Annotated in this window: 20 protein-coding genes; 7 read left to right on the plus strand and 13 right to left on the minus strand. The window is 56.5% G+C overall.

Features of this window, described 5'->3' with window-relative positions; translation table 11 throughout:
• Position 1 precedes the first annotated feature (1 nt).
• The 4 genes from livG to H7K52_RS17040 form a co-directional block, all read right to left on the minus strand.
• Positions 2-769 (minus strand): high-affinity branched-chain amino acid ABC transporter ATP-binding protein LivG, encoded by a 768-nt coding sequence (livG, locus tag H7K52_RS17025; RefSeq protein ID WP_003852209.1) that lies wholly within the window; start codon positions 767-769, stop codon positions 2-4.
• Positions 766-2,037: a high-affinity branched-chain amino acid ABC transporter permease LivM gene (locus H7K52_RS17030; RefSeq protein WP_003852208.1), complete on the minus strand. Its 1,272-nt coding sequence runs from the start codon at positions 2,035-2,037 to the stop codon at positions 766-768. Before H7K52_RS17030 ends, livG begins: the two co-directional genes overlap by 4 nt.
• A complete protein-coding gene (livH, locus tag H7K52_RS17035; protein ID WP_008926292.1) occupies positions 2,034-2,960 on the minus strand; it encodes a high-affinity branched-chain amino acid ABC transporter permease LivH in 927 nt (308 codons plus the stop codon). The genes H7K52_RS17030 and livH overlap by 4 nt, the downstream gene beginning before the upstream one ends.
• Positions 2,961-3,031: 71 nt before the next feature.
• Positions 3,032-4,159 carry a branched-chain amino acid ABC transporter substrate-binding protein gene (locus H7K52_RS17040; protein WP_003852205.1) on the minus strand — a complete coding sequence of 376 codons (1,128 nt, stop codon included), beginning with the start codon at positions 4,157-4,159 and terminating at the stop codon, positions 3,032-3,034.
• Positions 4,160-4,554: 395 nt separating this feature from the next.
• Between H7K52_RS17040 and panM the strand changes: the two genes are divergently transcribed.
• The gene (gene panM, locus H7K52_RS17045; RefSeq protein ID WP_008926293.1) at positions 4,555-4,950 is read left to right on the plus strand and encodes an aspartate 1-decarboxylase autocleavage activator PanM; all 396 of its coding nucleotides are present in this window, start codon (positions 4,555-4,557) and stop codon (positions 4,948-4,950) included.
• 60 nt (positions 4,951-5,010) lie between these two features.
• Here the strand turns inward: panM and rpoH are convergent, their stop codons facing one another.
• From rpoH to ftsY, 4 genes are all read right to left on the minus strand, one after another.
• On the minus strand, positions 5,011-5,868 hold the full coding sequence (gene rpoH, locus H7K52_RS17050) for an RNA polymerase sigma factor RpoH (protein WP_003852201.1): 858 nt from the start codon (positions 5,866-5,868) through the stop codon (positions 5,011-5,013).
• A gap of 239 nt (positions 5,869-6,107) precedes the next feature.
• Entirely contained in the window at positions 6,108-7,091 is a 984-nt protein-coding gene (ftsX, locus tag H7K52_RS17055; RefSeq protein WP_003852199.1) for a permease-like cell division protein FtsX, read from the minus strand.
• Positions 7,081-7,749, minus strand: coding sequence for a cell division ATP-binding protein FtsE (gene ftsE / locus H7K52_RS17060; RefSeq protein WP_003852197.1), 669 nt, complete (start codon positions 7,747-7,749; stop codon positions 7,081-7,083). The genes ftsX and ftsE overlap by 11 nt, the downstream gene beginning before the upstream one ends.
• Before the next feature lie 5 nt (positions 7,750-7,754).
• The gene (gene ftsY / locus H7K52_RS17065) at positions 7,755-9,437 is read right to left on the minus strand and encodes a signal recognition particle-docking protein FtsY (protein ID WP_182630249.1); all 1,683 of its coding nucleotides are present in this window, start codon (positions 9,435-9,437) and stop codon (positions 7,755-7,757) included.
• Between the two features lie 232 nt (positions 9,438-9,669).
• On the opposite strand from ftsY, the gene rsmD reads away from it, so the two are divergent.
• Both rsmD and H7K52_RS17075 read left to right on the plus strand, forming a co-directional pair.
• On the plus strand, positions 9,670-10,269 hold the full coding sequence (rsmD, locus tag H7K52_RS17070) for a 16S rRNA (guanine(966)-N(2))-methyltransferase (RefSeq protein WP_003852194.1): 600 nt from the start codon (positions 9,670-9,672) through the stop codon (positions 10,267-10,269).
• On the plus strand, positions 10,259-10,531 hold the full coding sequence (locus H7K52_RS17075; RefSeq protein WP_003852192.1) for a DUF1145 family protein: 273 nt from the start codon (positions 10,259-10,261) through the stop codon (positions 10,529-10,531). Before rsmD ends, H7K52_RS17075 begins: the two co-directional genes overlap by 11 nt.
• Before the next feature lie 26 nt (positions 10,532-10,557).
• Here H7K52_RS17075 and H7K52_RS17080 read toward each other — a convergent pair whose 3' ends face one another.
• Positions 10,558-10,914: a DUF2500 domain-containing protein gene (locus H7K52_RS17080; protein WP_182630250.1), complete on the minus strand. Its 357-nt coding sequence runs from the start codon at positions 10,912-10,914 to the stop codon at positions 10,558-10,560.
• Positions 10,915-11,059: 145 nt separating this feature from the next.
• Between H7K52_RS17080 and H7K52_RS17085 the strand changes: the two genes are divergently transcribed.
• Together H7K52_RS17085 and H7K52_RS17090 are read left to right on the plus strand one after the other, a co-directional pair.
• Positions 11,060-11,689: a lysoplasmalogenase gene (locus H7K52_RS17085; protein ID WP_003852187.1), complete on the plus strand. Its 630-nt coding sequence runs from the start codon at positions 11,060-11,062 to the stop codon at positions 11,687-11,689.
• A gap of 95 nt (positions 11,690-11,784) precedes the next feature.
• The gene (locus H7K52_RS17090) at positions 11,785-14,070 is read left to right on the plus strand and encodes a zinc/cadmium/mercury/lead-transporting ATPase (RefSeq protein ID WP_182630251.1); all 2,286 of its coding nucleotides are present in this window, start codon (positions 11,785-11,787) and stop codon (positions 14,068-14,070) included.
• A gap of 53 nt (positions 14,071-14,123) precedes the next feature.
• Here the strand turns inward: H7K52_RS17090 and tusA are convergent, their stop codons facing one another.
• Entirely contained in the window at positions 14,124-14,375 is a 252-nt protein-coding gene (gene tusA, locus H7K52_RS17095) for a sulfurtransferase TusA (protein WP_003852184.1), read from the minus strand.
• 204 nt (positions 14,376-14,579) lie between these two features.
• On the opposite strand from tusA, the gene H7K52_RS17100 reads away from it, so the two are divergent.
• Together H7K52_RS17100 and H7K52_RS17105 are read left to right on the plus strand one after the other, a co-directional pair.
• Positions 14,580-15,245, plus strand: coding sequence for a 7-cyano-7-deazaguanine/7-aminomethyl-7-deazaguanine transporter (locus H7K52_RS17100; protein WP_003852182.1), 666 nt, complete (start codon positions 14,580-14,582; stop codon positions 15,243-15,245).
• Between the two features lie 322 nt (positions 15,246-15,567).
• Positions 15,568-16,122, plus strand: coding sequence for a DcrB family lipoprotein (locus H7K52_RS17105; protein ID WP_003852180.1), 555 nt, complete (start codon positions 15,568-15,570; stop codon positions 16,120-16,122).
• 49 nt (positions 16,123-16,171) lie between these two features.
• Here the strand turns inward: H7K52_RS17105 and iolE are convergent, their stop codons facing one another.
• From iolE to iolD, 3 genes are all read right to left on the minus strand, one after another.
• Positions 16,172-17,068, minus strand: a complete 897-nt coding sequence (gene iolE, locus H7K52_RS17110) for a myo-inosose-2 dehydratase (protein ID WP_003852179.1) — start codon at positions 17,066-17,068, stop codon at positions 16,172-16,174.
• Positions 17,069-17,115: 47 nt separating this feature from the next.
• The gene (iolG, locus tag H7K52_RS17115; RefSeq protein ID WP_140034150.1) at positions 17,116-18,126 is read right to left on the minus strand and encodes a bifunctional inositol 2-dehydrogenase/D-chiro-inositol 1-dehydrogenase; all 1,011 of its coding nucleotides are present in this window, start codon (positions 18,124-18,126) and stop codon (positions 17,116-17,118) included.
• A gap of 62 nt (positions 18,127-18,188) precedes the next feature.
• On the minus strand, positions 18,189-20,129 hold the full coding sequence (gene iolD / locus H7K52_RS17120; RefSeq protein WP_008926298.1) for a 3D-(3,5/4)-trihydroxycyclohexane-1,2-dione acylhydrolase (decyclizing): 1,941 nt from the start codon (positions 20,127-20,129) through the stop codon (positions 18,189-18,191).
• Positions 20,130-20,446 lie beyond the last annotated feature (317 nt).

Genomic DNA, 20,446 nt, shown 5'->3' on the forward strand with positions numbered 1-20,446 from the left:
CTCAGGCCTCTCCTAAATAGGCACGGATGACATCCGGATTATTACGAATCTCTTCCGGCGTTCCGTTAGCCAGCGGCGTTCCCTGATTAACCACATAAATACGGTCAGAAATGCCCATCACCAGCTTCATATCATGTTCAATCAGCAGCACTGATACCTTATGTTCGCCACGCAGCTCCGCAATCAGCGCATCCAGCTCGTGGGTCTCTTTAGGGTTAAGGCCTGCTGCCGGTTCATCCAGCATCAGGATCTCCGGGCGCGTCACCATGCAGCGTGCAATCTCCAGCCGACGCTGCTGACCATAGGCCAGATTGCCCGCCTGACGGTTAGCCAGCTCCAGCAGACCGACCCGCTCCAGCCAGGTCGCCGCGCGATCCAGCGCCTCGCTCTCACTACGGCGAAACGCAGGTGTTTTCAGCAGGCCGGAAAACACGCCGCTTTTCAGGTGCTGATGCTGAGCGACCAGCAGGTTTTCAATTACCGTCATCTCACGGAACAGACGCACATGCTGGAAAGTACGCACAATGCCCATCTGCGCAATCTTCTGACCCGTCAATCCTTCCAGATGCTGTTCACGCAGTTTAATCGTGCCGCCAGTGGGCTTATAAAAACCGGTCAGGCAGTTAAACACGGTGGTTTTACCGGCACCGTTAGGGCCAATCAGCGAAACGATCTCCTGCGGACGCAGCTCCAGCGCCACATTGTTCACGGCTAACAAACCGCCGAAGCGCATCATCAGGCCTTCAACGGCTAATAAAGGCTGGATCATGCCTGCTCTCCTTTTTTACCGGTTCTGAGCTTCAGATGCGGACGCTTCATCGGCAATAATCCCTGCGGACGCCAGATCATCATCAGCACCATCAGGCCACCCAGCACCAGCATGCTGTATTCATTCAGATCACGCATCAGCTCGCGCGACACCACCAGCAGAATGGCCGCCAGAATCACTGCAAACTGCGAACCCATTCCGCCCAGAACCACAATCGCCAGCACAAAAGCCGATTCGACAAAGGTAAAGGACTCCGGGCTGACAAAGCCCTGGCGCGCAGCAAACAGCGTGCCCGCGAAACCAGCAAACGCGGCACTGATGGTAAAGGCGGTCAGCTTGATGCGGGTCGGGCTCAGGCCCAGTGAACGGCAGGCAATCTCATCCTCACGCAATGCTTCCCAGGCACGGCCCAGCGGCATCCGCAGCAGCCGGTTGATCACGAACAGCGTCAGCACCACCAGCAGCAGCGCCACCAGGTAGAGATAAATCACGCGGTCGCTGGGATCGTATTTCAGGCCAAAGAAATCGTGGAAGGTGTTCCAGCCCCCTTCAGAGACTTTGCGGCCAAACTCAAGGCCGAACAGTGACGGTTTGGGGATCTGCGCAATGCCGTTGGGACCGCCGGTAATCGCCGTGTTATTCAGCAGCAAAATACGCACAATCTCGCCGAAGCCCAGCGTGACGATCGCCAGATAGTCTCCGCGCAGGCGCAGCACCGGAAAGCCGAGCAGCAGCCCGAACAGCGCCGAGACAATGCCCGCCAGCGGCAGACACTCCCAGAAGCCGAGACCAAAATAGTGGTTCAGAAGAGCAAAGGTGTAAGCGCCAATGGCATAGAAGCCACCATAGCCGAGCACCAGCAGCCCCGACAGGCCGACCACCACATTCAGGCCCAGACCGAGCATCACGTAGATCAGCGTCAGCGTGGCGATGTCTACCGTGCCGCGCGACACGAAAAAGGGCCAGGCCACAGCGACCAGGATCAGCGCCAGCATAAACAGCTTCTGCTTCGGCGTTGAGCCGTCGATGCCAGGCAGCACCAGCGCCGGACCGGAAATCTTTTTCAGACCGCGCTGCCAGAACGGACGCAGCAGCTGAAACAGAAAGACCACGGCACAGCCGACGAAAATCCAGTTCCAGCGCACGTCACCCGCGCTCTGCACCACCAGTCGGGTGCCGTCGAGGCCGAGACGCATGCCCATAAAGAAGCTGGCCAGCACCAGCAGCATGACAGAAGAGAGCAGCGCGTTGATAAAGGAAGATTTCATACTTTCTCAACCTCCGGGCGACCCAGAATCCCGGTCGGCATTACCAGCAACACCACGATCAGCAGAGCAAACGACACCACATCTTTGTATTCCGTGCTGAGATATGCGGAGGTCAGTGCTTCAGCAATGCCCAGAACCAGGCCGCCAATCATCGCGCCCGGAATACTGCCAATGCCGCCCAGCACGGCAGCGGTAAAGGCTTTCATGCCCGCCATAAAGCCGATGAAGGGGTTGATGGAGCCGTAGAACTGGCCCAGCAGCACGCCCGCTACCGCCGCCATGGCAGCACCAATCACAAAGGTCAGCGAGATGACGCGGTCGGTGTTAATTCCCAGCAGGCTGGCCATTTTCAGGTCTTCAGCGCAGGCGCGACAGGCGCGGCCCATGCGGGAATAACGGATAAAGGTGGTCAGCGCCAGCATCGCCAGGAACGTCACCACCCAGATCACAACCTGCATGGTAGAAATTGTGGCGGCAAAACCGTTGCTCTCGCCTACCGTCCACTGTCCGGTGATCAGGCTCGGCAGCGCCAGGTCGCGTGAACCCTGCGTCAGGCTGACGTAGTTTTGCAGAAAGATCGACATGCCGATGGCGGAGATCAGTGCGATCAGACGCTTCGACGATCGCACCGGCTTATAGGCGACGCGCTCTATGCTCCAGCCGTAGGCGCTGGAGATCAGTATCGCCATCACGAAGCCAGCGGCAATCATCAGCCAGCCCGTGTCGATACCCATCATCATCAGGGCGGCAATCACGATAAAAGAGACATAGCTGCCGATCATATAGACTTCGCCGTGGGCGAAGTTGATCATGCCGATAATGCCGTAAACCATGGTGTAACCAATGGCGATCAGCGCGTAGGTGCTGCCGAGAGTGACCCCGTTAAGCATCTGCTGAATGAAATAAAGAAACTGCTCGGACATAGTGAAGACCTGCATGAGAACGGGAAAATCCTCTGCCGACGCGGCAGAGGATTGGTCTGTCGATGGAACGATTACTTAACTGCGGTAGACGAACCGTCTTTGTGCCATTTGAATACGCCGAACTCGAAGCCTTTCAGATCGCCTTTCTGATCCCAGCTCAGGTTGCCCATCACTGTTGGTACCGGCTCACCGGTTTTCAGGTTTTTCGCGATCGCGTCTGGCTCGTCGCTCTTACTGCGTTCGATACCCGCTACCAGCGACTGGATTGCCGCATAAGTGGTCCAGACGAACGGACCGGTCGGATCCTTGCGATTCTGTGCGCTGTTGGTTTTGATGGCCTCAACAATCGCCTTGTTCTCCGGCAACTGGTCGTAGCGCTTCGGCAGCGTCACATAGATACCTTCTGATGCATCACCCGCGATATTGGAGAGTGAAGCGTTACCCACGCCTTCCGGTCCCATAAAGCCCGCTTTCAGGCCAGCCGCTTTCGCCTGACGCAGAATCTGACCCATTTCCGGGTAGTAGCCACCGTAATAAACGAAGTCGACGTTCTCTTTCTTCAGGCGCGTAATCAGCGTAGAGAAATCTTTATCGCCTGCAGTGATGCCTTCAAACAGCACCACGTTGCCGCCTTTCGCTTTCAGCGTTTTCTGTACTGATTCCGCCAGACCCTGACCATACTGCTGCTTGTCATGCACCACGGCGATACGCTTAGGCTTGATCTGATCAAGAATATAGTTCGCGGCAGTCGGGCCCTGATCGGAGTCCAGGCCGGTTGTACGCATAATGGTTTCGTAACCGCGTGCCGTCAGCTCCGGTGCCGTGGCTGCCGGGGTAATCATCAGCACACCTTCATCGTTATAGATGTCGGACGCAGGCTGGGTAGAAGAGGAGCAAAGATGGCCGATAACGTATTTAATGCCGTCGTTAACAACCTTGTTTGCCACCGCCACGGCCTGTTTCGGATCGCAGGCATCGTCATACTCTACGCCGACCAGCTTGTTGCCGTTTATGCCGCCTTTGGCGTTAATGTCCTTAATCGCCTGCGCGGCACCAGTGAACTGCATATCACCGTACTGCGCGACCGGGCCAGTTACGGCACCAACGATAGCGATTTTAATGTCGGCAGCCAGGGCGGCGTGGCTCATTGCCAGCGCAACGCAACCCGCCAGTAATGCGCGGCCTTTACTCATTTTCATGCGGACTTCCCCATCTTGTTGTGACTGTGAGTTGTGGTTTGCTGTTGCTACCGGATAAAGCCGAAAAATGATGTTTATGAATGGTTTAGCGCACTTTTCCGGTATTTTTTGATAATAAGGCTTTATTTTTCAGGTTATTAAACAGGAATTTTCTTCTTTAAATCAACTGACATATTCAGAATTGACTGAGTGAAACAGCATAATACACTGGAGGCAATGGCCGGTTTTTCACCATTTTGCCAGCGCGTTGTGCTGGATTGATCGTCTGATTTCCCTGTTTACAACTATCATCCTGGCATCCAGGCCATCTTTTGACCTGTTTTATTGATGAAAATGTGGTGGCACTCTGGTTGTATACTTTCGCTGCACTTTCCCCTATTACAGAGGTTTTTGTTATGAAGCTCACTATTCAGCGTTTAACCACGCTGACCGCGCAGGACCGCATCGATCTGGGCAAAGTCTGGCCGGATCTGGAGATTGAAAAACTGGAGCAGCACCTGGATGAGCGTCATCGTCTTTATGCCGCACGCTTTAACGATCGGCTGCTGGCGGGTCTGCAGCTGGAAATCTCAGGGATGCATGGCAAGGTCCACCGGCTGACGGTGCGCGATGTCACCCGGCGACGCGGTGTGGGACAATATTTGCTTGAGGAGACGATCAGGCAGAACGGGTCGATATCAGACTGGTGGATTGCCGATGATGGCAGTGACGATCAGCAGGTGCGGGCGGCATTTATGCAGGCGTGTGGTTTCAGGGCGCAGAGTGATGGGTGGATACTGGCGGTAGAGTAGCCTGACGCAGAAAACAAAAAGGGCGACATCATCTGTCGCCCCTTGAGGTGTCGAAGTGCGTTACGCTTCGATCGCCATACGCAGTTTCTTCATGGCGTTCTTTTCCAGCTGCCGGACACGTTCCGCTGATACGCCGTATTGATCGGCCAGCTCCTGTAGCGTGGTTTTGTTGTCTTCATCCAGCCAGCGGGCGCGAATGATGTGCTGACTGCGCTCATCCAGACCTTCCATCGCATAGCTCAGCTTGTCAGCGGCATGCGCGTCCCAGTTATCCTCTTCAATGCCGTCAGCAAAGTCAGAGGTTTTATCCTGGAGATAAAGCACCGGCGCCATCGAACGGCCTTCGCTGCTCTCATCGTCGGCAGACATATCAAAGGTCATGTCCTGCGCGGCCATACGCGATTCCATTTCACGCACATCTTTGCTGCTTACGCCCAGCTCACGCGCAACCATCTCGACTTCGTCCTGATTGAACCAGCCCAGACGCTGCTTGGTTTTACGCAGGTTAAAGAACAGCTTACGCTGTGCTTTGGTGGTCGCGACTTTCACGATACGCCAGTTACGCAGCACGTATTCGTGAATCTCCGCTTTAATCCAGTGCACGGCAAATGAAACCAGACGCACGCCCACTTCAGGATTGAAGCGACGCACCGCTTTCATCAGACCGATGTTGCCTTCCTGGACCAGGTCAGCCTGTGGCAGACCGTAGCCGGAGTAATTACGAGCGATATGAACTACAAAGCGTAGGTGAGACAGGATCAGCGTCTTTGCTGCTTCCAGATCGCCCTGGTAATGCAGCCGTTCAGCCAACGCTTTTTCCTCTTCAGCCGAGAGCATCGGCCAGGTATTCGCAGCCCGGACGTAAGACTCCAGGTTGCCAAGAGGAGCAATAGCTAAAGTTTGCATTTCTTTGGTCATTCAAACCCTCACAAATTTAGTGGAATTGCCGCACATTTCCCTGCGCAGACGATACATTACGTCAACGTCGCGCGAAATCCGAAAGCAATCTGTGCTACTTAGAGTGCTAAAGTTATCCACAAGTTCAATTATAGCGGTGAATATTTTACACACAGATGACAGGAAGGGAAGAGGGAGAAATCCTCTGCACCCACCATCGGTAGCAGAGGACCATTATAACAAAAAAATGTTGCAGGCGTTTACTGCGGCGTAAATCGACGTAAATGTTGTACCGTTGCCAGCCACGCAGCCACCCAGCCGATGATTGCTGCAATCAGTAACAGCAGCAGCGCCTCATCCCAGGAGAAGCCTTCCAGCGAGAAAGTGGTACCAAATACGGTCGCCACACTGGCGACGACAGACTGGAGACGCAGCACCAGCACTTCCGACAGCAGCAGCGACAGCACCGCGCCGCTGAACCCCAGCAGCGCCCCGCCGTAGAGGAAAGGACGCAGGATAAAGCCGTCAGTCGCACCAATCAGCTTCTGCACGTTAATCGTGTCGCGTCGGGCAAAGATACTTAGACGAACACTGTTACCGATCACCAGGAACACCGCCACGATCATCAGCACACCAATCATCGACGCGATTTGCCCCACCAGTCCGGTCAGTGCGGCCAGCCGCGCAAACCAGCTGTCATCCATCCGCACTTCATCCACGCCCTGCACTTTGGTGACCCGATCGCGCAGGCTCTGCATGGTGTCAGAGTTCTGGAAATTGAGTTTCGGCGTAATGATGGCTACCGCAGGCAGCGGATTCTGCTCCAGCATATCCATTGCGCCGCCAAAGCCTGACCAGTTGCGGAACTCATTCAGCGCCTCTTCCCGTGTCAGGTAGTTAACGTTATCCACGCCTTCGACCTGCTTGAGCTGCGCCACGACGTTTTCTGCTGCCGTGTCATCAAGCGTTTTGGAGAGATAAACGGTTAACTGCGGCGCCGGATACCATTGCGTGGCCGCCTGGCTAACGTTTTTCCACACCATGTAGCAGACGCTGGGCAGCGTCAGGGAGATGGCAATAACCATCACCGTCAGCAGCGTGGCCAGCGGCTGACGCCACATGTCTGAGAGCGTACCACGCAGTGCATAGCGCCACTGCTCCTGCCAGCCGCCCTTCAGCGCTTTACTCTTCGATGGCTGCTTCGCTTTCGGTGCAGCCGGACGTTTAATGCGTTTATTGACCATCGTGGCCTCCGTGCAGACGTCCCTGATTCAGCGTCATCATCCGGTAATTACGCCGGGCGATCAGGCCGCTGTCATGCGTTGCCATCAGAACGGTGACGCCAACGCGGTTAAACTCTTCGAACAGGCGCAGAATGTCTTCTGACAGCGCGTCATCAAGGTTACCGGTCGGTTCATCTGCCAGCAGCACGGCTGGCTTGTTCACCACCGCCCGGGCGATGCCCACACGCTGCTGTTCACCACCCGAAAGCTGAATCGGATAACTTTTCGCTTTGTCGAGCAGGCCGACTTTATCCAGCGCCGCCGAGACGCGACGACGGATATCTTCGCCGCTGGCACCGGAAATAATCAGTGGGATGGCCACATTGTCGTAAACAGAGCGATCCATCAGCAGGTGGTGATCCTGGAAGATCATGCCAATCTGACGACGCAGGAAAGGCACCTCACTGTTGCGCAGGCGGGAAATGTCATGGCCGCTGAACCAGATTTTTCCGGCACTCGGGCGCTCAATGCCACAAATCAGCTTCAGCAAGGTACTTTTACCGGCACCGGAGTGGCCGGTCAGAAACGCCATTTCGCCAGGACGCAGACGGAAATCTACTCCCTGTAGCGCCTGACGTCCGCCGAGATATGCCTTACTGACCTCTTCAAAGCGAATCATCCTAATTAGTCCTCTCGGGCAAACAATGCCTCAATAAAATCTTCCGCCTTAAACGGCCGTAAATCTTCAATGCCTTCACCGACGCCGATGTAGCGAATCGGAATACCGAACTGATCGGCCACCGAGAAGATGACGCCGCCTTTAGCGGTGCCATCCAGCTTGGTGAGCGCGATACCGGTCACGCCAACCGCTTCGTTAAACAGTCGGGCCTGGCTGACCGCATTCTGTCCGGTGCTGGCATCCAGCGTCAGCATTACTTCGTGTGGCGCTGAATCATCCAGTTTTTTCATCACGCGGGTGATTTTCTTCAGCTCTTCCATCAGGTGCGATTTGTTCTGCAGACGACCGGCCGTATCAGCAATCAGCACGTCAACGCCGCGCGATTTCGCTGCCTGAATGGCATCGAAGATCACCGACGCCGAATCTGCACCCGTGTGCTGAGCAATCACAGGAATGTTATTACGCTGGCCCCACACCTGCAGCTGCTCAACCGCCGCTGCACGGAAGGTATCACCAGCCGCTAACATCACCGTTTTGCCTTCGGCCTGATACTGGCGCGCCAGCTTACCGATGGTCGTGGTTTTACCCACACCATTGACGCCAACCATCAGGATGACAAACGGCGTTTTGCCTGAGACTTCCAGTGGCGCATCCACTTTTGCCAGAATCGAGGCCATTTCCGCTTTCAGCAGGCCGTAGAGCGCTTCGGCGTCACGTAGCTGCTTGCGGTTTGCCTGCTGAGTAAGATGGGTAATGATGCGGCGCGTGGTATCCACACCGACATCCGCAATCAGCAGCTGCTCTTCCAGCTCATCAAACAGGTCATCATCAATCTTTTTGCCACGGAACAGACTGATAAAACCGGAACCGAGGTTCTGACGGGTTTTGACCAGGCTGCGCTTCAGGCGGGCAAAGAAGCCCTCTTTGCTGGGACGTTCCTGCTCCTGCACGATGAGTGGCGCGGCGGCCAGCGGAAGATCGCTGACGGTGTCGGATAATGTGTCTGCCGGTTCCGCGTCAGTGACGTCGGCTTCGCCCAGTGCCAGCGCGGTCAGCGGTGATTCCGCTTCACTGTGAGAGATTTCAGCGGTGGGTGCGTCATCCCGTGCCAGCGCGGCCAGCCCTTCGTCGTTTAATGGCGCGTCTGCTTCACTGTGTGGCGTTTCAACGATCGGGGCGTCGCCCAGTGCCAGCGCAGTCAGCTCTTCGTCGCTTAATGGCGCGTCTGCTTCACTGTCCGGAATTTCAACGATAGAAGCATCGCCCAGCGCCAGCGCGGTCAGCTCTTCTTCGCTTAACGGCGCGTCTGCTGATGCCTCGTCCGCGATCGGCGTGACCACGTCGTCGGCATCAATAACCGGCGTCGCGTCATGTTCAGGTGCGGAGACGTCCAGTAATGCTTCAGGATCGGCCTCAATTGGCTCAGCCTCATCGAGCACCGCCGGTGCTGATTCGTGCGGCGCTGCCGCGGTGACGTCTGCCTCACGCTGCTGTTCGGCCACCGTTTCGGTGATAGCGACAGTCTCTTCCGCTTGCGCTTCAGCCTGGCTTAATGCCGGCGCTTCCTGTTCAGTCTGCTGTACGGGTTCTGCGACCTCGTGTGTCTGCTCCTCCGCTACAGGTTGTTTCTCTTCCTCTTTGCCAAATCCCAGCCAGGAAAAAAAGCCACGTTTTTTCTCTTTTGCCATTGTGTGACGACACTCCTCGATGGCTTTGTCCCGGTCGCGCGTGGTTTCCAGGGGTAAATCAATGAAAGTCGGTCAGCGCCAGACCGGCGTAAACCGCAGAATAATGCATGACTTCAGCAACTCAGTAGTCTAACACTTTCCAGCCAGCTCACCACAGCACCCTTTTTTAACGTTTCTTCTCACCGATTCGCCCGTTAAACTACGCAACAAATTATGACGAGTTGTGAGCAAGATGAATAAAAACCCCCGCAGTACAGGCGGTGCCGGGCAGATTCGCATCATTGGCGGCCAGTGGCGCGGACGTAAATTGCCGGTGCCGGACAGTGCCGGACTCCGCCCGACCACCGATCGGGTGCGTGAGACACTGTTTAACTGGCTGGCCCCGGTGCTGCCAGAGGCGCGCTGCCTCGACTGCTTTGCCGGTAGCGGCGCATTAGGGCTGGAGGCGCTATCGCGTTACGCGGGTTCGGCTACGCTACTGGAGCTGGAACGGCCTGTGGCACAACAGCTGACAAAAAATCTGCAGACGCTGCGCGCGAGCAATGGCACTGTGATTCAGACCAATGCGTTAAACTGGCTGGCACAGCCGGGTACCCCGTTCGATGTGGTGTTTATTGATCCGCCGTTTCGTCAGGGATTGCTGGAGCAGACGTTGCAGTTGCTGGAACAGAATCACTGGCTGGCCGACCAGGCACTGATTTACGTCGAAAGTGAAGTGGAAAATGGCGCACCGCCGGTGCCGCCCGAGTGGGATCTTTATCGCGAGAAAATAGCCGGACAAGTGGCTTATCGTTTGTATCAACGTCAACAGGAGACGCAGGATGTTACTTAATTTGGGGCGTCTGTTGATGCTATGCGTGTGGGGATTTTTACTGGCTAATCTGGTTCATCCCTACCCGAAACCGCTGACGTATTTTATCAACGTTGCGCTGATTTTCATGATCCTGATGCATGGCCTGCAGCTGGTTTTACTGCGCACCACGCAAACCAAAGATGCGCCGCCAATTGACCGCGTCACCCAGGCCAAAGTGTTTCTGTTCGGGGTGTTCGAACTGGTCGCCTGGCAGAAGAAAAACTTTCCACGCAAGAAATAGTGCCGTGCGGGCGCCATGCCCGCCGGTTACTGCAGGGCCGTGAAGCTGATAAAGCGCGTGCCCTGCATCTTCAACTCGCCTCTCGCGCCTTTATCCAGCTGATGATATTCCGCCTCTTTCAACTGCACTTTGATGTCGCTGGCCCCGTTCAGTGGATGAAACAGCACCTCATACCGCATCTCTTCTCCGGCGACCACCTCACGCTGCCGTGAACGGCGATTGGGAGAAGGAAATTCACGTTTAGTTTTGACCTCGACCTGCAGAGAACGCACCGGTGAGGCATCATTGACCGCCACTTCACGGCGTTGCTTAATGAACTGACGGGTCGCCAGCACGGCGATTATCGCCAGGACAATGATAAAGATTAGCGGCGGTTTGCTCATAGTGCTCTTGTGCCTGCGGGGAAAATTAATCAGGCGGTAAAGCATACAACCAGAGTTGACCGATTGTCACATCTCAGGGGCTTAACCTAAACTGGAAGGGATATTTTGGGATCTTTCACCACTTTGAGTAAAAAAGGGAGAAACAATGCTCTGGTCTTTCCTCGCTGTACTTTTCTCCGGCTGGCTCTATGTCGACGCCACCTATCGCGGCCCTCAGTGGCAACGCTGGCTGTTTAAACCGGTCACACTGCTGCTGCTTGTCGGGCTGGCCTGGCAGGCGCCCGTGCTGCAGACCACGGACTACCTGATTCTGGCCGGTCTGGTCGCGACACTGGTCGGTGATGCGTTAACGCTGCTGCCGCGTCAGCAGATGCTCTATGCCGTCGGGGCTTTCTTCCTGTCGCACCTGCTTTATACGCTCTGCTTCGCCGCCAGCATGACCATGACCTTCTTCTGGCCGATTCCGCTAACGTTGCTCATTATCGGTGCCGCCCTGACTGGCATCATCTGGAGCCGACTGGAAGATCTTCGCTGGCCTGTCTGTACGTTTATCGGCATGACGCTGGTGATGACCTGGATAGCGACCGAGCAGTACTTCTTCCGTCCAACTGATTACAGCTTCTCTATCATGGTCGGTGCCGGCCTGCTGCTGCTGGCAAACGCCGTCTGGTTTATCTCGCACTATCGCCGTCGCTTCACCGCTGACAGCGCGATCGTCGCCGCCTGCTACTTTGCCGGTCATTTTATGATCGTGCGCTCATTGTGGGTCGTCTGAGAAAATAGCCTTGACTCTGGAGTTCACTCCAGAGTGTAGGATAGCGGGATGAGCCGGGTTGCTCATCCCGCTTTTTTTTACACTCTGGAGGTCATATGCATCAACATCACGCCTGTGGCTGCGGCAAACCGCGTGCCAGCCACGCCGCAGCGAAACCGCTGTGCCAGGTTCGTCAGGCCCGTCCCCTCTCCCTTTCTATTCATGCTGCTACACCCGTAACGGCGGATACAGCGGGCTGTTGCTGTGACAGTAACAGCAGCCCTGGCAATGACGCCGACGCCGCTGAGGAAAGTGACCGGCGAGGCTCCTCGCCCTTTAGCTGGCAGGTCAGCGGGATGGATTGCCCGAGCTGCGCCCGCACCATTGAAACCGCCGTCCGTCAGGTAAAAGGCGTGACCGACGCCCGCGTGCTGTTCAGCAGCGAAAAGCTGGTCGTCAACGCCGATCAGGATGTGCAAAACGCCGTTGAACAGGCGGTGAAAAAAGCCGGTTTTCAGCTCGCCATTCCATCAGCCTCGTCACCCGCCACGGCAGCCACTCCGGGCTGGCAACAGAACCGGATGCTGATTTTGCTGGCATTGCTGGTACTCGTCAGCAGCGTCGTCAGCCAGTTCGCGCCCGCCTGGGGCGATCGGCTGTTTGTGCTGACCACGCTGGTCGGCCTGATCCCGGTCGCGCGCGGTGCATGGCAGCGCATTCGCAGCGGATCGCCTTTTACCATTGAGACATTAATGACACTGGCGTCAGCCGGTGCGCTGATTATCGGCGCGCACGCTGAAGCCGCGATGGTGCTGGTGCTGTTTCAACTGGGCGAACAGCTGGAAAGCTATGCCGCTTCCAGGGCGCGCAGCGGCGTCACCAGCCTGATGGCGTTGCGGCCTGAGTCGGCTATTCGCCTTGAACAGGGCAAACGTCGTGAAGTACCGCTGGCAGCGCTGCAACCCGGCAATGTGATTGAAGTGGCGGCGGGCAGCCGCCTGCCGGTCGACGGCCGTTTAATCAGCCCGCTTGCCAGTTTCGATGAGAGCGCGCTGACCGGAGAATCATTACCGGTCACGCGGGCCAGCGGCGAAAAGATTCTCGCCGGCGCCACCAGCGTGGATCGGCAGGTAATGCTGGAAGTGGTGTCGAAGCCGGGTGAAAGCGCGATTGACCGTATCCTGCAGCTGATTGAGGAGGCGGAAACGCACCGTGCGCCGGTAGAACGCTTTATCGATCAGTTCAGTCGCATCTATACGCCACTGGTGATGCTGCTGTCGCTGCTGGTGATGGTGGTGCCGCCCCTGCTTTTCGCAGGCGACTGGCAGCCGTGGATCTACAAAGGTCTGACGCTGCTGCTGATTGGCTGCCCCTGTGCGCTGGTGATCTCCACGCCCGCCGCGATTACCTCCGGGCTGGCGGCGGCGGCGCGACAGGGCGCGCTGATTAAAGGCGGTGCGGCGCTGGAGCGGCTGAGTTCGCTGCGCAGAATGGCGTTTGATAAAACCGGCACGCTGACGCTGGGCAAGCCACAACTGACGCAGATCCTGCGATTTGGCGAGGCCAGCGAATCAGAGATGCTGGCGCTGAGTGCCGCTGCGGAACAGGGTGCGACCCATCCACTGGCCAGCGCTATCGTGGCGGCCGCGCAGGCGCGTGAGCTGGTGATTCCTGACGCGCTGGATCAGCAGGTGCAGGCCGGACGCGGTATCCGTGCGCAGGTCTCAGGCCAGCAGATTCAGCTGCTGACGCCAGGCCATGCTCCCGGTCTGACGCCGCAGCAAAATGCGCAGATAGCGCAACAGGAAGCCGAAGGTGAAACGCTGGTAGTGCTGATGCGCGATGGCGACGCGCTGGGTGCGCTGGCCCTGCGCGATCAGCTGCGCGACGACGCCGTGGAGGCGTTAAAGGCGCTGAAAAAGCTGGGCATTGAGAGCCTGATGCTGACGGGTGACAATCCTCGCGCCGCAGCAACCATTGCCCGTCAGCTCGATATCGATTATCGCGCCAGCCTGCTGCCCGCCGATAAGGTGGCGGCCATCCGTGAACTGAGTCAGCAGCAGCCGCTGGCGATGGTCGGAGATGGTATTAACGACGCCCCGGCGATGAAAGCGGCGACGCTGGGCATTGCCATGGGTAGCGGCACTGATGTCGCGCTGGAAGCGGCCGATGCGGCCCTGACGCGAAATCAGCTCAGCAATCTGGCCCCGATGATTGCGCTGGCACGCCGGACACGGCGCATCATCCGCCAGAATATCGGTATTGCGCTGGGTCTGAAGGCGATTTTCCTGGTCACTACCCTGATGGGCCTGACCGGACTGTGGCTGGCGGTGCTGGCAGATTCCGGTGCGACCGCGCTGGTCACTGCCAACGCCTTGCGGTTACTGCGTCGTCGCGCCTGAGTGTGAGGCTTCTGATCGATGAGTAAAGTTAACGACGGCCCGAACGGCTGTCGTTAACCCGCCATGCCTTTACGAATCAGAAACTGATAAGGCAGCGTGTCGGTCTGCTGCGCCAGCAGGCCATGTTCCATAAAGCGGCAGAAGCCGGGAATGTCGCGCGTCGTCGCCGGATCGTCGGCGATAATCAGCAACGTCTCGCCATCCTGCAGGCCGCGTACGGTTTTGCGCACCATCATCACCGGCTCCGGGCAACGCAGGCCACGGGCATCCAGCTGATGATCGGCAGAGGAAAAAGCATCGCTCATAATCAACTCAGTTCAGCAAAAGGGCGCCTATTCTAGCGCGTGCTGGCGGTGAAGCAAGGCGATAACGATTGCGTTAAAATTAACCATTGCATAAAAAGCACAACGCGGTAAGATGCCGCCGCTTTTTGCTCATAAAACTGCCAGGCGCTGCCCGAACGGCGTCCCGCAATGGGTTCCCTCACCCCAACATTAAAAAGGTTGAATATGCTCGCATTTTCTTCACGTCAGCGCATGCATGCGCTTTTCTGGTTGTCGCTGTTTCACCTGCTGGTGATCACATCAAGTAACTATCTGGTACAGCTGCCAATTTCTGTCTTTGGCTTCCACACCACCTGGGGTGCATTCAGCTTTCCCTTTATCTTCCTGGCGACCGATCTCACCGTGCGTATTTTTGGCGCACCGCTGGCCCGACGCATTATTCTGGCTGTGATGATCCCGGCGCTGTTTATCTCTTACGGCGTTTCGGCACTGTTTTATCAGGGTGAATGGCAGGGCTGGCAGGCACTGGAAGTCATGAATCTCTTTGTTGCCCGTATCGCCTGCGCCAGCTTCATGGCTTACGCGCTGGGTCAGATCCTCGACGTTCATGTATTCAACCGTCTGCGTCGTCTGCCGCAGTGGTGGATAGCACCAGGCTGTGCCATGTTCCTGGGAAATATCAGCGATACGCTGGCCTTCTTCTTCATCGCCTTCTACAAAAGTCCTGATGCCTTTATGGCGCAGCACTGGGTTGAGATTGCACTGGTGGATTACAGCTTCAAAGTGCTTATCTGCATGGTCTTCTTCCTGCCCGCCTACGGCGTACTCCTCAACGCCGCGCTGAAGCGTCTGGCGGAACGCCAGACCGCCCGCCAGGTCAATTTCGGCTGAGCCGGGTTTATCAGACGTTATTGTTGCAGGCAGTCTGGACACGGACAGCGCGGAACAATCCGTAGTACACGTAGTTCGTGAGGATTACTCGCTGCGCTCGCCCCTTCAGGGCCGCCCTGACGGGCGTTCAGGTTGCTAAAGCAGCCTGTGTGAGCACTGCCCAGGTTCAGAATGACAAAAAAATAGTCTGATTGGCCAGGCGCTAAGAGCCCATACCATTTCCGCCATTACCCGCTAAGATCTTCTGACAATCATCAGGTTGCGTTTGCAGCCTGATTCCTGTTGTATTACTGCCTGACTGGAAACTTAAAAAGGGATTCTGATGCGCAATCTGGTGAAATATGTAGGAATGGGTTTACTGGTATTGGGCTTAGCCGCCTGTGACCAGAAGAAAGATGAAGCGGCGAATGACAACGGCGTCAGCGCCAGTCAGTCGGCACAGACTGTCACGCTGATGGATGGCAAACTGAGCTTCTCACTGCCACCAGGCATGTCAGATAAAAGCGGTAAACTGGGTTCGCAGACTACGAACATGCACGTTTACGCAGATGAAACCGGTGCCCGCGCCATTATTGTGATTGCCGGCGACCCGACCAGTGATGGGCTGGATGTGCTGTCGAAGCGCATGGAACAGCAGCAGCGTAACCGCGACCCGCAGCTGCAGGTGGTGTCGAACAAATCTGTGACGCTGAAAGATCAGCCCGCACAGCAGCTGGATACGGTGATTTCTGCCAACAATCAGACCTCATGGTCTTCCGTGGTGCTGGCTAAAGTCGATGGCAAGCTGGTGACACTGCAGATTACGCTGCCAGGCGATAATCAGCAGCAGGCGCAGAGCGATGCAGACAACATTGTGAAAAGCATTACGCTGAAGTAAAACAAAAGGCTGGCTTCCCACGGGGAAGCCAGCCTTTATTCAGAGCAGATTATAAACCTGTATTTTCCCGGATATATTTCCGCGCTTTCACGGCATATTCAAAAGGATTGGCCAGCGCCGGATCCTGCTCCGCTTCCACCACCATCCAGCCTTTGTAGCCGTAATCATCCAGAATTTTAAACACCGGTTTGAAGTCGATCACGCCATCGCCAGGCACGGTAAAGGTGCCCTTTTTCACGCCTTCCAGGAATGAGAGATGATTCTCCCGCACCTCAGCGACCACCTCATCACGCACATCCTTGAGATGAACGTGGAAGATGCGCGGCAGATATTTTTCCAGTACCGCCAGCATCTTCTGCTGAGAGCCTTCGGAGTAGTAAACGTGGCCAGTGTCATAGAGCAAACCCACCTGCTCGTCAGTCATCGCCATAAACCGGTCAATCTCTTCCGTGGTCTGAATGCCAGTGCCCATGTGGTGATGCAGCGTCACGCGCATCCCTTTATCCGCTGCGATGCGGGCGAGTTCGTTGTAGCCTTCTGCCGTTAACTGCCACTCTTCATCGCTGAAAATCGCTTTCTCTTCAAACACCGCAAGCCCGGTGCCCTGAATACTTTTACTCTGCTCAGAACAGCCAATTACCCGTGCGCCCATCGCATGCAGGAAGTTCATGTGCTCGATGAACTGTTCGATGGTTTTCTCTTTGTCACCGTTGGCGAAAAAGGTGCTGAACCAGGCGTTGCAGATCTGGATGCCGCGAATGTCGAGCATCGGTTTCAGAATCGCCGGATCGCGCGGGTATTTGCTGCCCACTTCGCTGCCGGTAAAGCCAGCCAGCGCCATCTCGCTCACGGTCTGCTGGAAAGTATTTTCACTGCCGAGATCCGGCATGTCATCATTGGTCCAGCCGATCGGCGCGATAGCCAGTTTTACGTTCTCTTTGTTCATTTTCTCATTCCCAGGCGGAGAGCGGCCAGGCCGCATAGACAGCTGAATCAGTTATAGAAAGCAGGACGCGGCGGCATCTCTACCGGCTCAATCGCACCACTGTTCTGCGCTTTGATACAGGCATCGGCGGCCACGGAGGCGGCAAAGCCATCCCAGGCAGAAGGTCCGGTTAGCTGGCCCGCTTTGATGTCGTTGATAAACGCCTGCAGCTCAACGTCATACGCTTCGATAAAGCGATCTTTCCAGTCCACCAGAATGGTGTTCGACAGACGCGCATCTTTGCGCAGCTGTACTGATGAAGGCTCCGGCAGACGAGCAATCCCCTCTTCACCGACCACTTCACACTGAATGTCATAGCCGTAAGCGCAGTTAACAAAAATCTCAACGTCGATACGCACCCCTTTGTGGGTTTCGAACAGGACGATCTGCGGATCTTTCAGCTGACCATGCGACTTCGACGTCACGCACGGGAAGATGACCTGCACGGTTTTATAGTCGTCGTTTGTCAGCCAGCGCAGCACATCCAGCTCGTGGATGAGGGTGTTGGTGATCGCCATCGGCGTGGTGTAGTTCTCTGGCACGGTCGGGTTGCGGTGCGCGCAGTGCAGCATCAGCGGCTCACCGATATCGCCATCGGTAATCACTTTTTTCAGGGCGCGATAGCCCGCATCGTAAGGACGCATAAAGCCGACCTGCACCAGGCGTTTACCGGCCTGAATCTCTGCATCCACCACCCGGCGGCAGCCCTCGGCGCTCATCGCCAGCGGCTTCTCACAGAACACCGGTTTACCGGCGGCAATCGCCGCTAAGGTGAACTCTTCATGGGTTGGATCCCATGAGGTGACCAGCACCGCATCAACATTCGGTGACTGAATCACATCGTGGCCATTTTCGAACACCTCCGCCTCAATGTTCAGGCGCTGCAGTGCAGCACGCGCGCCTTCGACATTGATGTCAGAGACGGCAACCACCTGGGCACCCTGCAGCACATGGCTGCAGCGGCGAATATGTTCCTGACCAATTGCACCTGTACCGATGACACCAAGTTTCAAAGTCATAATTACACCTGTGTAGGGTTCGTACGGAGAAGAGGAAAACGGGCCGCAGCACGGCCCGGAAATTAATATTTGCGCGCCTGATCCAGATGGCTGTTGAGCTTGTCCGCCACCGCCTGAGCGCGTTCGGTCTTCGACGCCTGCGCCACACCGACATGCCACCAGCTGAAATATTTGTGGATCATGGTTTTAGGCAGCACTTTGATGTCGATAAGGGTGGAAACCGTCTGGGTGCGGGCATCTTCCAGCGCCGCTTTGAGCTGCTCCAGCGTGGTGACACGATAGGTTTTGCAGCCATAACCGGCAGCAATCGCGGCGAAATCGACCGGGATAAAACCGCCGTCCAGCTTGCCGCCTTCCGGGTTACGGAAGCGGAACTCGGTGGTGAAGCTGTCCATGCCGTGTTCCATCTGCAGGTTATTGATGCAGCCGTTGGTCATGTTATCCAGCAGCACCACGTTAATTTTCGCCCCTTCCTGAATCGAGGTGACCAGCTCTGAGTGCAGCATCATAAAGGAGCCATCACCGACCAGCGCATAGACCTCGCGCTGCGGTTGCGCCAGCTTCACACCCAGCGCGGCATTCACTTCATAGCCCATGCAGGAGTAGCCATATTCAACGTGGTAGGCGTTGTAATCTTTGGTGCGCCAGACGCGCTGCAGGTCACCCGGCAGACTGCCTGCCGCTGCCACGACCACCGCATCTTTTGGCAGTTGCTCGTTCAGCGTGCCGAGTACGCTGCTTTGCGTCAGCAGCGACTGGGTCAGGCGGTTAAATTCAGCGAACACCGCTTCGCGGTCGAGATGGTCAGCAATCTCCGGCACAAAGTCGCCATCGTGATATTCCACCTGGTAGACGCGCTGCGTCTCTTTCAACAGCTGACTCTGCGCCTGCTCAATCTGGTTGCCCCAGTCGTTGCTGTAGTGCTGTGAGGCCAGCGCGGCAGTGAGCGCGGTCAGCCCTTCGCGGGCATCGGCCAGCAGCTGCACGCCATCCAGCTTGTAGCTGTCGAAGTTGCTGACATTGATGTTCAGGAAGCTGACATCGGGATGCTGGAAAATCCATTTCGATGCAGTCGTGAAATCGGTGTAGCGGGTGCCGATGCCGATCACTAAATCGGCCTCTTTTGCCAGCAGGTTAGCGGCCAGACAGCCGGTTTCACCCACGCCGCCGACGTTCAGCGGATGGTCAGAAACCAGCGTGCCTTTGCCCGCCTGCGTCTCGGCAAAGGGAATCTGATAACGCTCAGCAAACTGGCGCAGCGCCTCGCCCGCTTCGGAGTATTTCACACCGCCGCCGCAGATAATCATCGGCTTGCGCTTACGATTAATCAGCGTCAGGGCATCTGCCAGCTGCGCCGCCACCGGCAGACGGCGATCCAGACGGTGCACACGTTTCTGGAAGAAGTAGTCCGGATAATCCCAGGCTTCGCCCTGCACATCCTGCGGAAGAGAGAGCGTGACCGCGCCGGTTTCAGCCGGATCGGTGAGTACGCGCATGGCATTGATACAGGCGGACATCAGTTGCTCCGGGCGGCTGACGCGATCCCAGTATTTGCTGACGGCGCGGAAGGCGTCGTTGGTGCTGATGCTGAGGTCGTAGCTCTGCTCAATCTGTTGCAGTACGGGATCGGGCTGGCGGGTAGCGAAGACGTCGCCGGGCAGCAGCAGCAGCGGAATGCGGTTAGCCGTCGCCGTCGCGGCGGCAGTGATCATATTCGCCGCACCAGGCCCCACGGATGAACTGCAGGCGATAATCTGACGGCGCAGTGACTGGCGGGCAAAGCCGGTGGCAGCATGGGCCATGCCCTGCTCATTACGGCCCTGATAAACCATCAGATCGCCGCTATCCTGTTCCAGCGCCTGGCCCAGCCCCAGCACGTTGCCATGGCCGAAGATCGCGAAGATACCTTTGACGAACTTCGTTTCAACGCCATCGACATCAATGAATTGATTATCCAGAAATTTAACCAGCGCCTGTGCCGTGGTCAGTCTGATAGTGCTCATATTCTTCCTTACATGCTGGTGGACCCCGACTTCCGCGACAGCACGCCAGGCGTTGTCTTGGGCGGAAAAGGCGACCGGAATAACTGAAACGTGAGGCGATTATAAACAAATATTTTTTTCATAAAACACGATTACAGAAGAAACATTTCATTTTGCGAGTGAGATCAAATTTAATGGCGGCTTCAGGTCTGACGGGGGATTGCAGAGGGGAAATCTGGAACGTTTAACAGAGAGTGTCACATGATGAAAAAATTTATTTCAATGCAGCAGCTTGCCTGACTGGCGTGCGGATTCCTGCGATCCCCTTCACAACCCTG

The sequence above is a fragment of the Pantoea hericii genome (assembly GCF_014155795.1).
GTDB lineage: Bacteria > Pseudomonadota > Gammaproteobacteria > Enterobacterales > Enterobacteriaceae > Pantoea > Pantoea eucalypti.

Bases quoted from the DNA above. Each gene is read 5' to 3' on its own strand.
- livG (WP_003852209.1), bottom strand. From the start codon at position 769: ATGATCCAGCCTTTATTAGCCGTTGAAGGCCTGATGATGCGCTTCGGC.
- H7K52_RS17030 (WP_003852208.1), bottom strand. From the start codon at position 2,037: ATGAAATCTTCCTTTATCAACGCGCTGCTCTCTTCTGTCATGCTGCTG.
- livH (WP_008926292.1), bottom strand. From the start codon at position 2,960: ATGTCCGAGCAGTTTCTTTATTTCATTCAGCAGATGCTTAACGGGGTC.
- H7K52_RS17040 (WP_003852205.1), bottom strand. From the start codon at position 4,159: ATGAAAATGAGTAAAGGCCGCGCATTACTGGCGGGTTGCGTTGCGCTG.
- panM (WP_008926293.1), top strand. From the start codon at position 4,555: ATGAAGCTCACTATTCAGCGTTTAACCACGCTGACCGCGCAGGACCGC.
- rpoH (WP_003852201.1), bottom strand. From the start codon at position 5,868: ATGACCAAAGAAATGCAAACTTTAGCTATTGCTCCTCTTGGCAACCTG.
- ftsX (WP_003852199.1), bottom strand. From the start codon at position 7,091: ATGGTCAATAAACGCATTAAACGTCCGGCTGCACCGAAAGCGAAGCAG.
- ftsE (WP_003852197.1), bottom strand. From the start codon at position 7,749: ATGATTCGCTTTGAAGAGGTCAGTAAGGCATATCTCGGCGGACGTCAG.
- ftsY (WP_182630249.1), bottom strand. From the start codon at position 9,437: ATGGCAAAAGAGAAAAAACGTGGCTTTTTTTCCTGGCTGGGATTTGGC.
- rsmD (WP_003852194.1), top strand. From the start codon at position 9,670: ATGAATAAAAACCCCCGCAGTACAGGCGGTGCCGGGCAGATTCGCATC.
- H7K52_RS17075 (WP_003852192.1), top strand. From the start codon at position 10,259: ATGTTACTTAATTTGGGGCGTCTGTTGATGCTATGCGTGTGGGGATTT.
- H7K52_RS17080 (WP_182630250.1), bottom strand. From the start codon at position 10,914: ATGAGCAAACCGCCGCTAATCTTTATCATTGTCCTGGCGATAATCGCC.
- H7K52_RS17085 (WP_003852187.1), top strand. From the start codon at position 11,060: ATGCTCTGGTCTTTCCTCGCTGTACTTTTCTCCGGCTGGCTCTATGTC.
- H7K52_RS17090 (WP_182630251.1), top strand. From the start codon at position 11,785: ATGCATCAACATCACGCCTGTGGCTGCGGCAAACCGCGTGCCAGCCAC.
- tusA (WP_003852184.1), bottom strand. From the start codon at position 14,375: ATGAGCGATGCTTTTTCCTCTGCCGATCATCAGCTGGATGCCCGTGGC.
- H7K52_RS17100 (WP_003852182.1), top strand. From the start codon at position 14,580: ATGCTCGCATTTTCTTCACGTCAGCGCATGCATGCGCTTTTCTGGTTG.
- H7K52_RS17105 (WP_003852180.1), top strand. From the start codon at position 15,568: ATGCGCAATCTGGTGAAATATGTAGGAATGGGTTTACTGGTATTGGGC.
- iolE (WP_003852179.1), bottom strand. From the start codon at position 17,068: ATGAACAAAGAGAACGTAAAACTGGCTATCGCGCCGATCGGCTGGACC.
- iolG (WP_140034150.1), bottom strand. From the start codon at position 18,126: ATGACTTTGAAACTTGGTGTCATCGGTACAGGTGCAATTGGTCAGGAA.
- iolD (WP_008926298.1), bottom strand. From the start codon at position 20,129: ATGAGCACTATCAGACTGACCACGGCACAGGCGCTGGTTAAATTTCTG.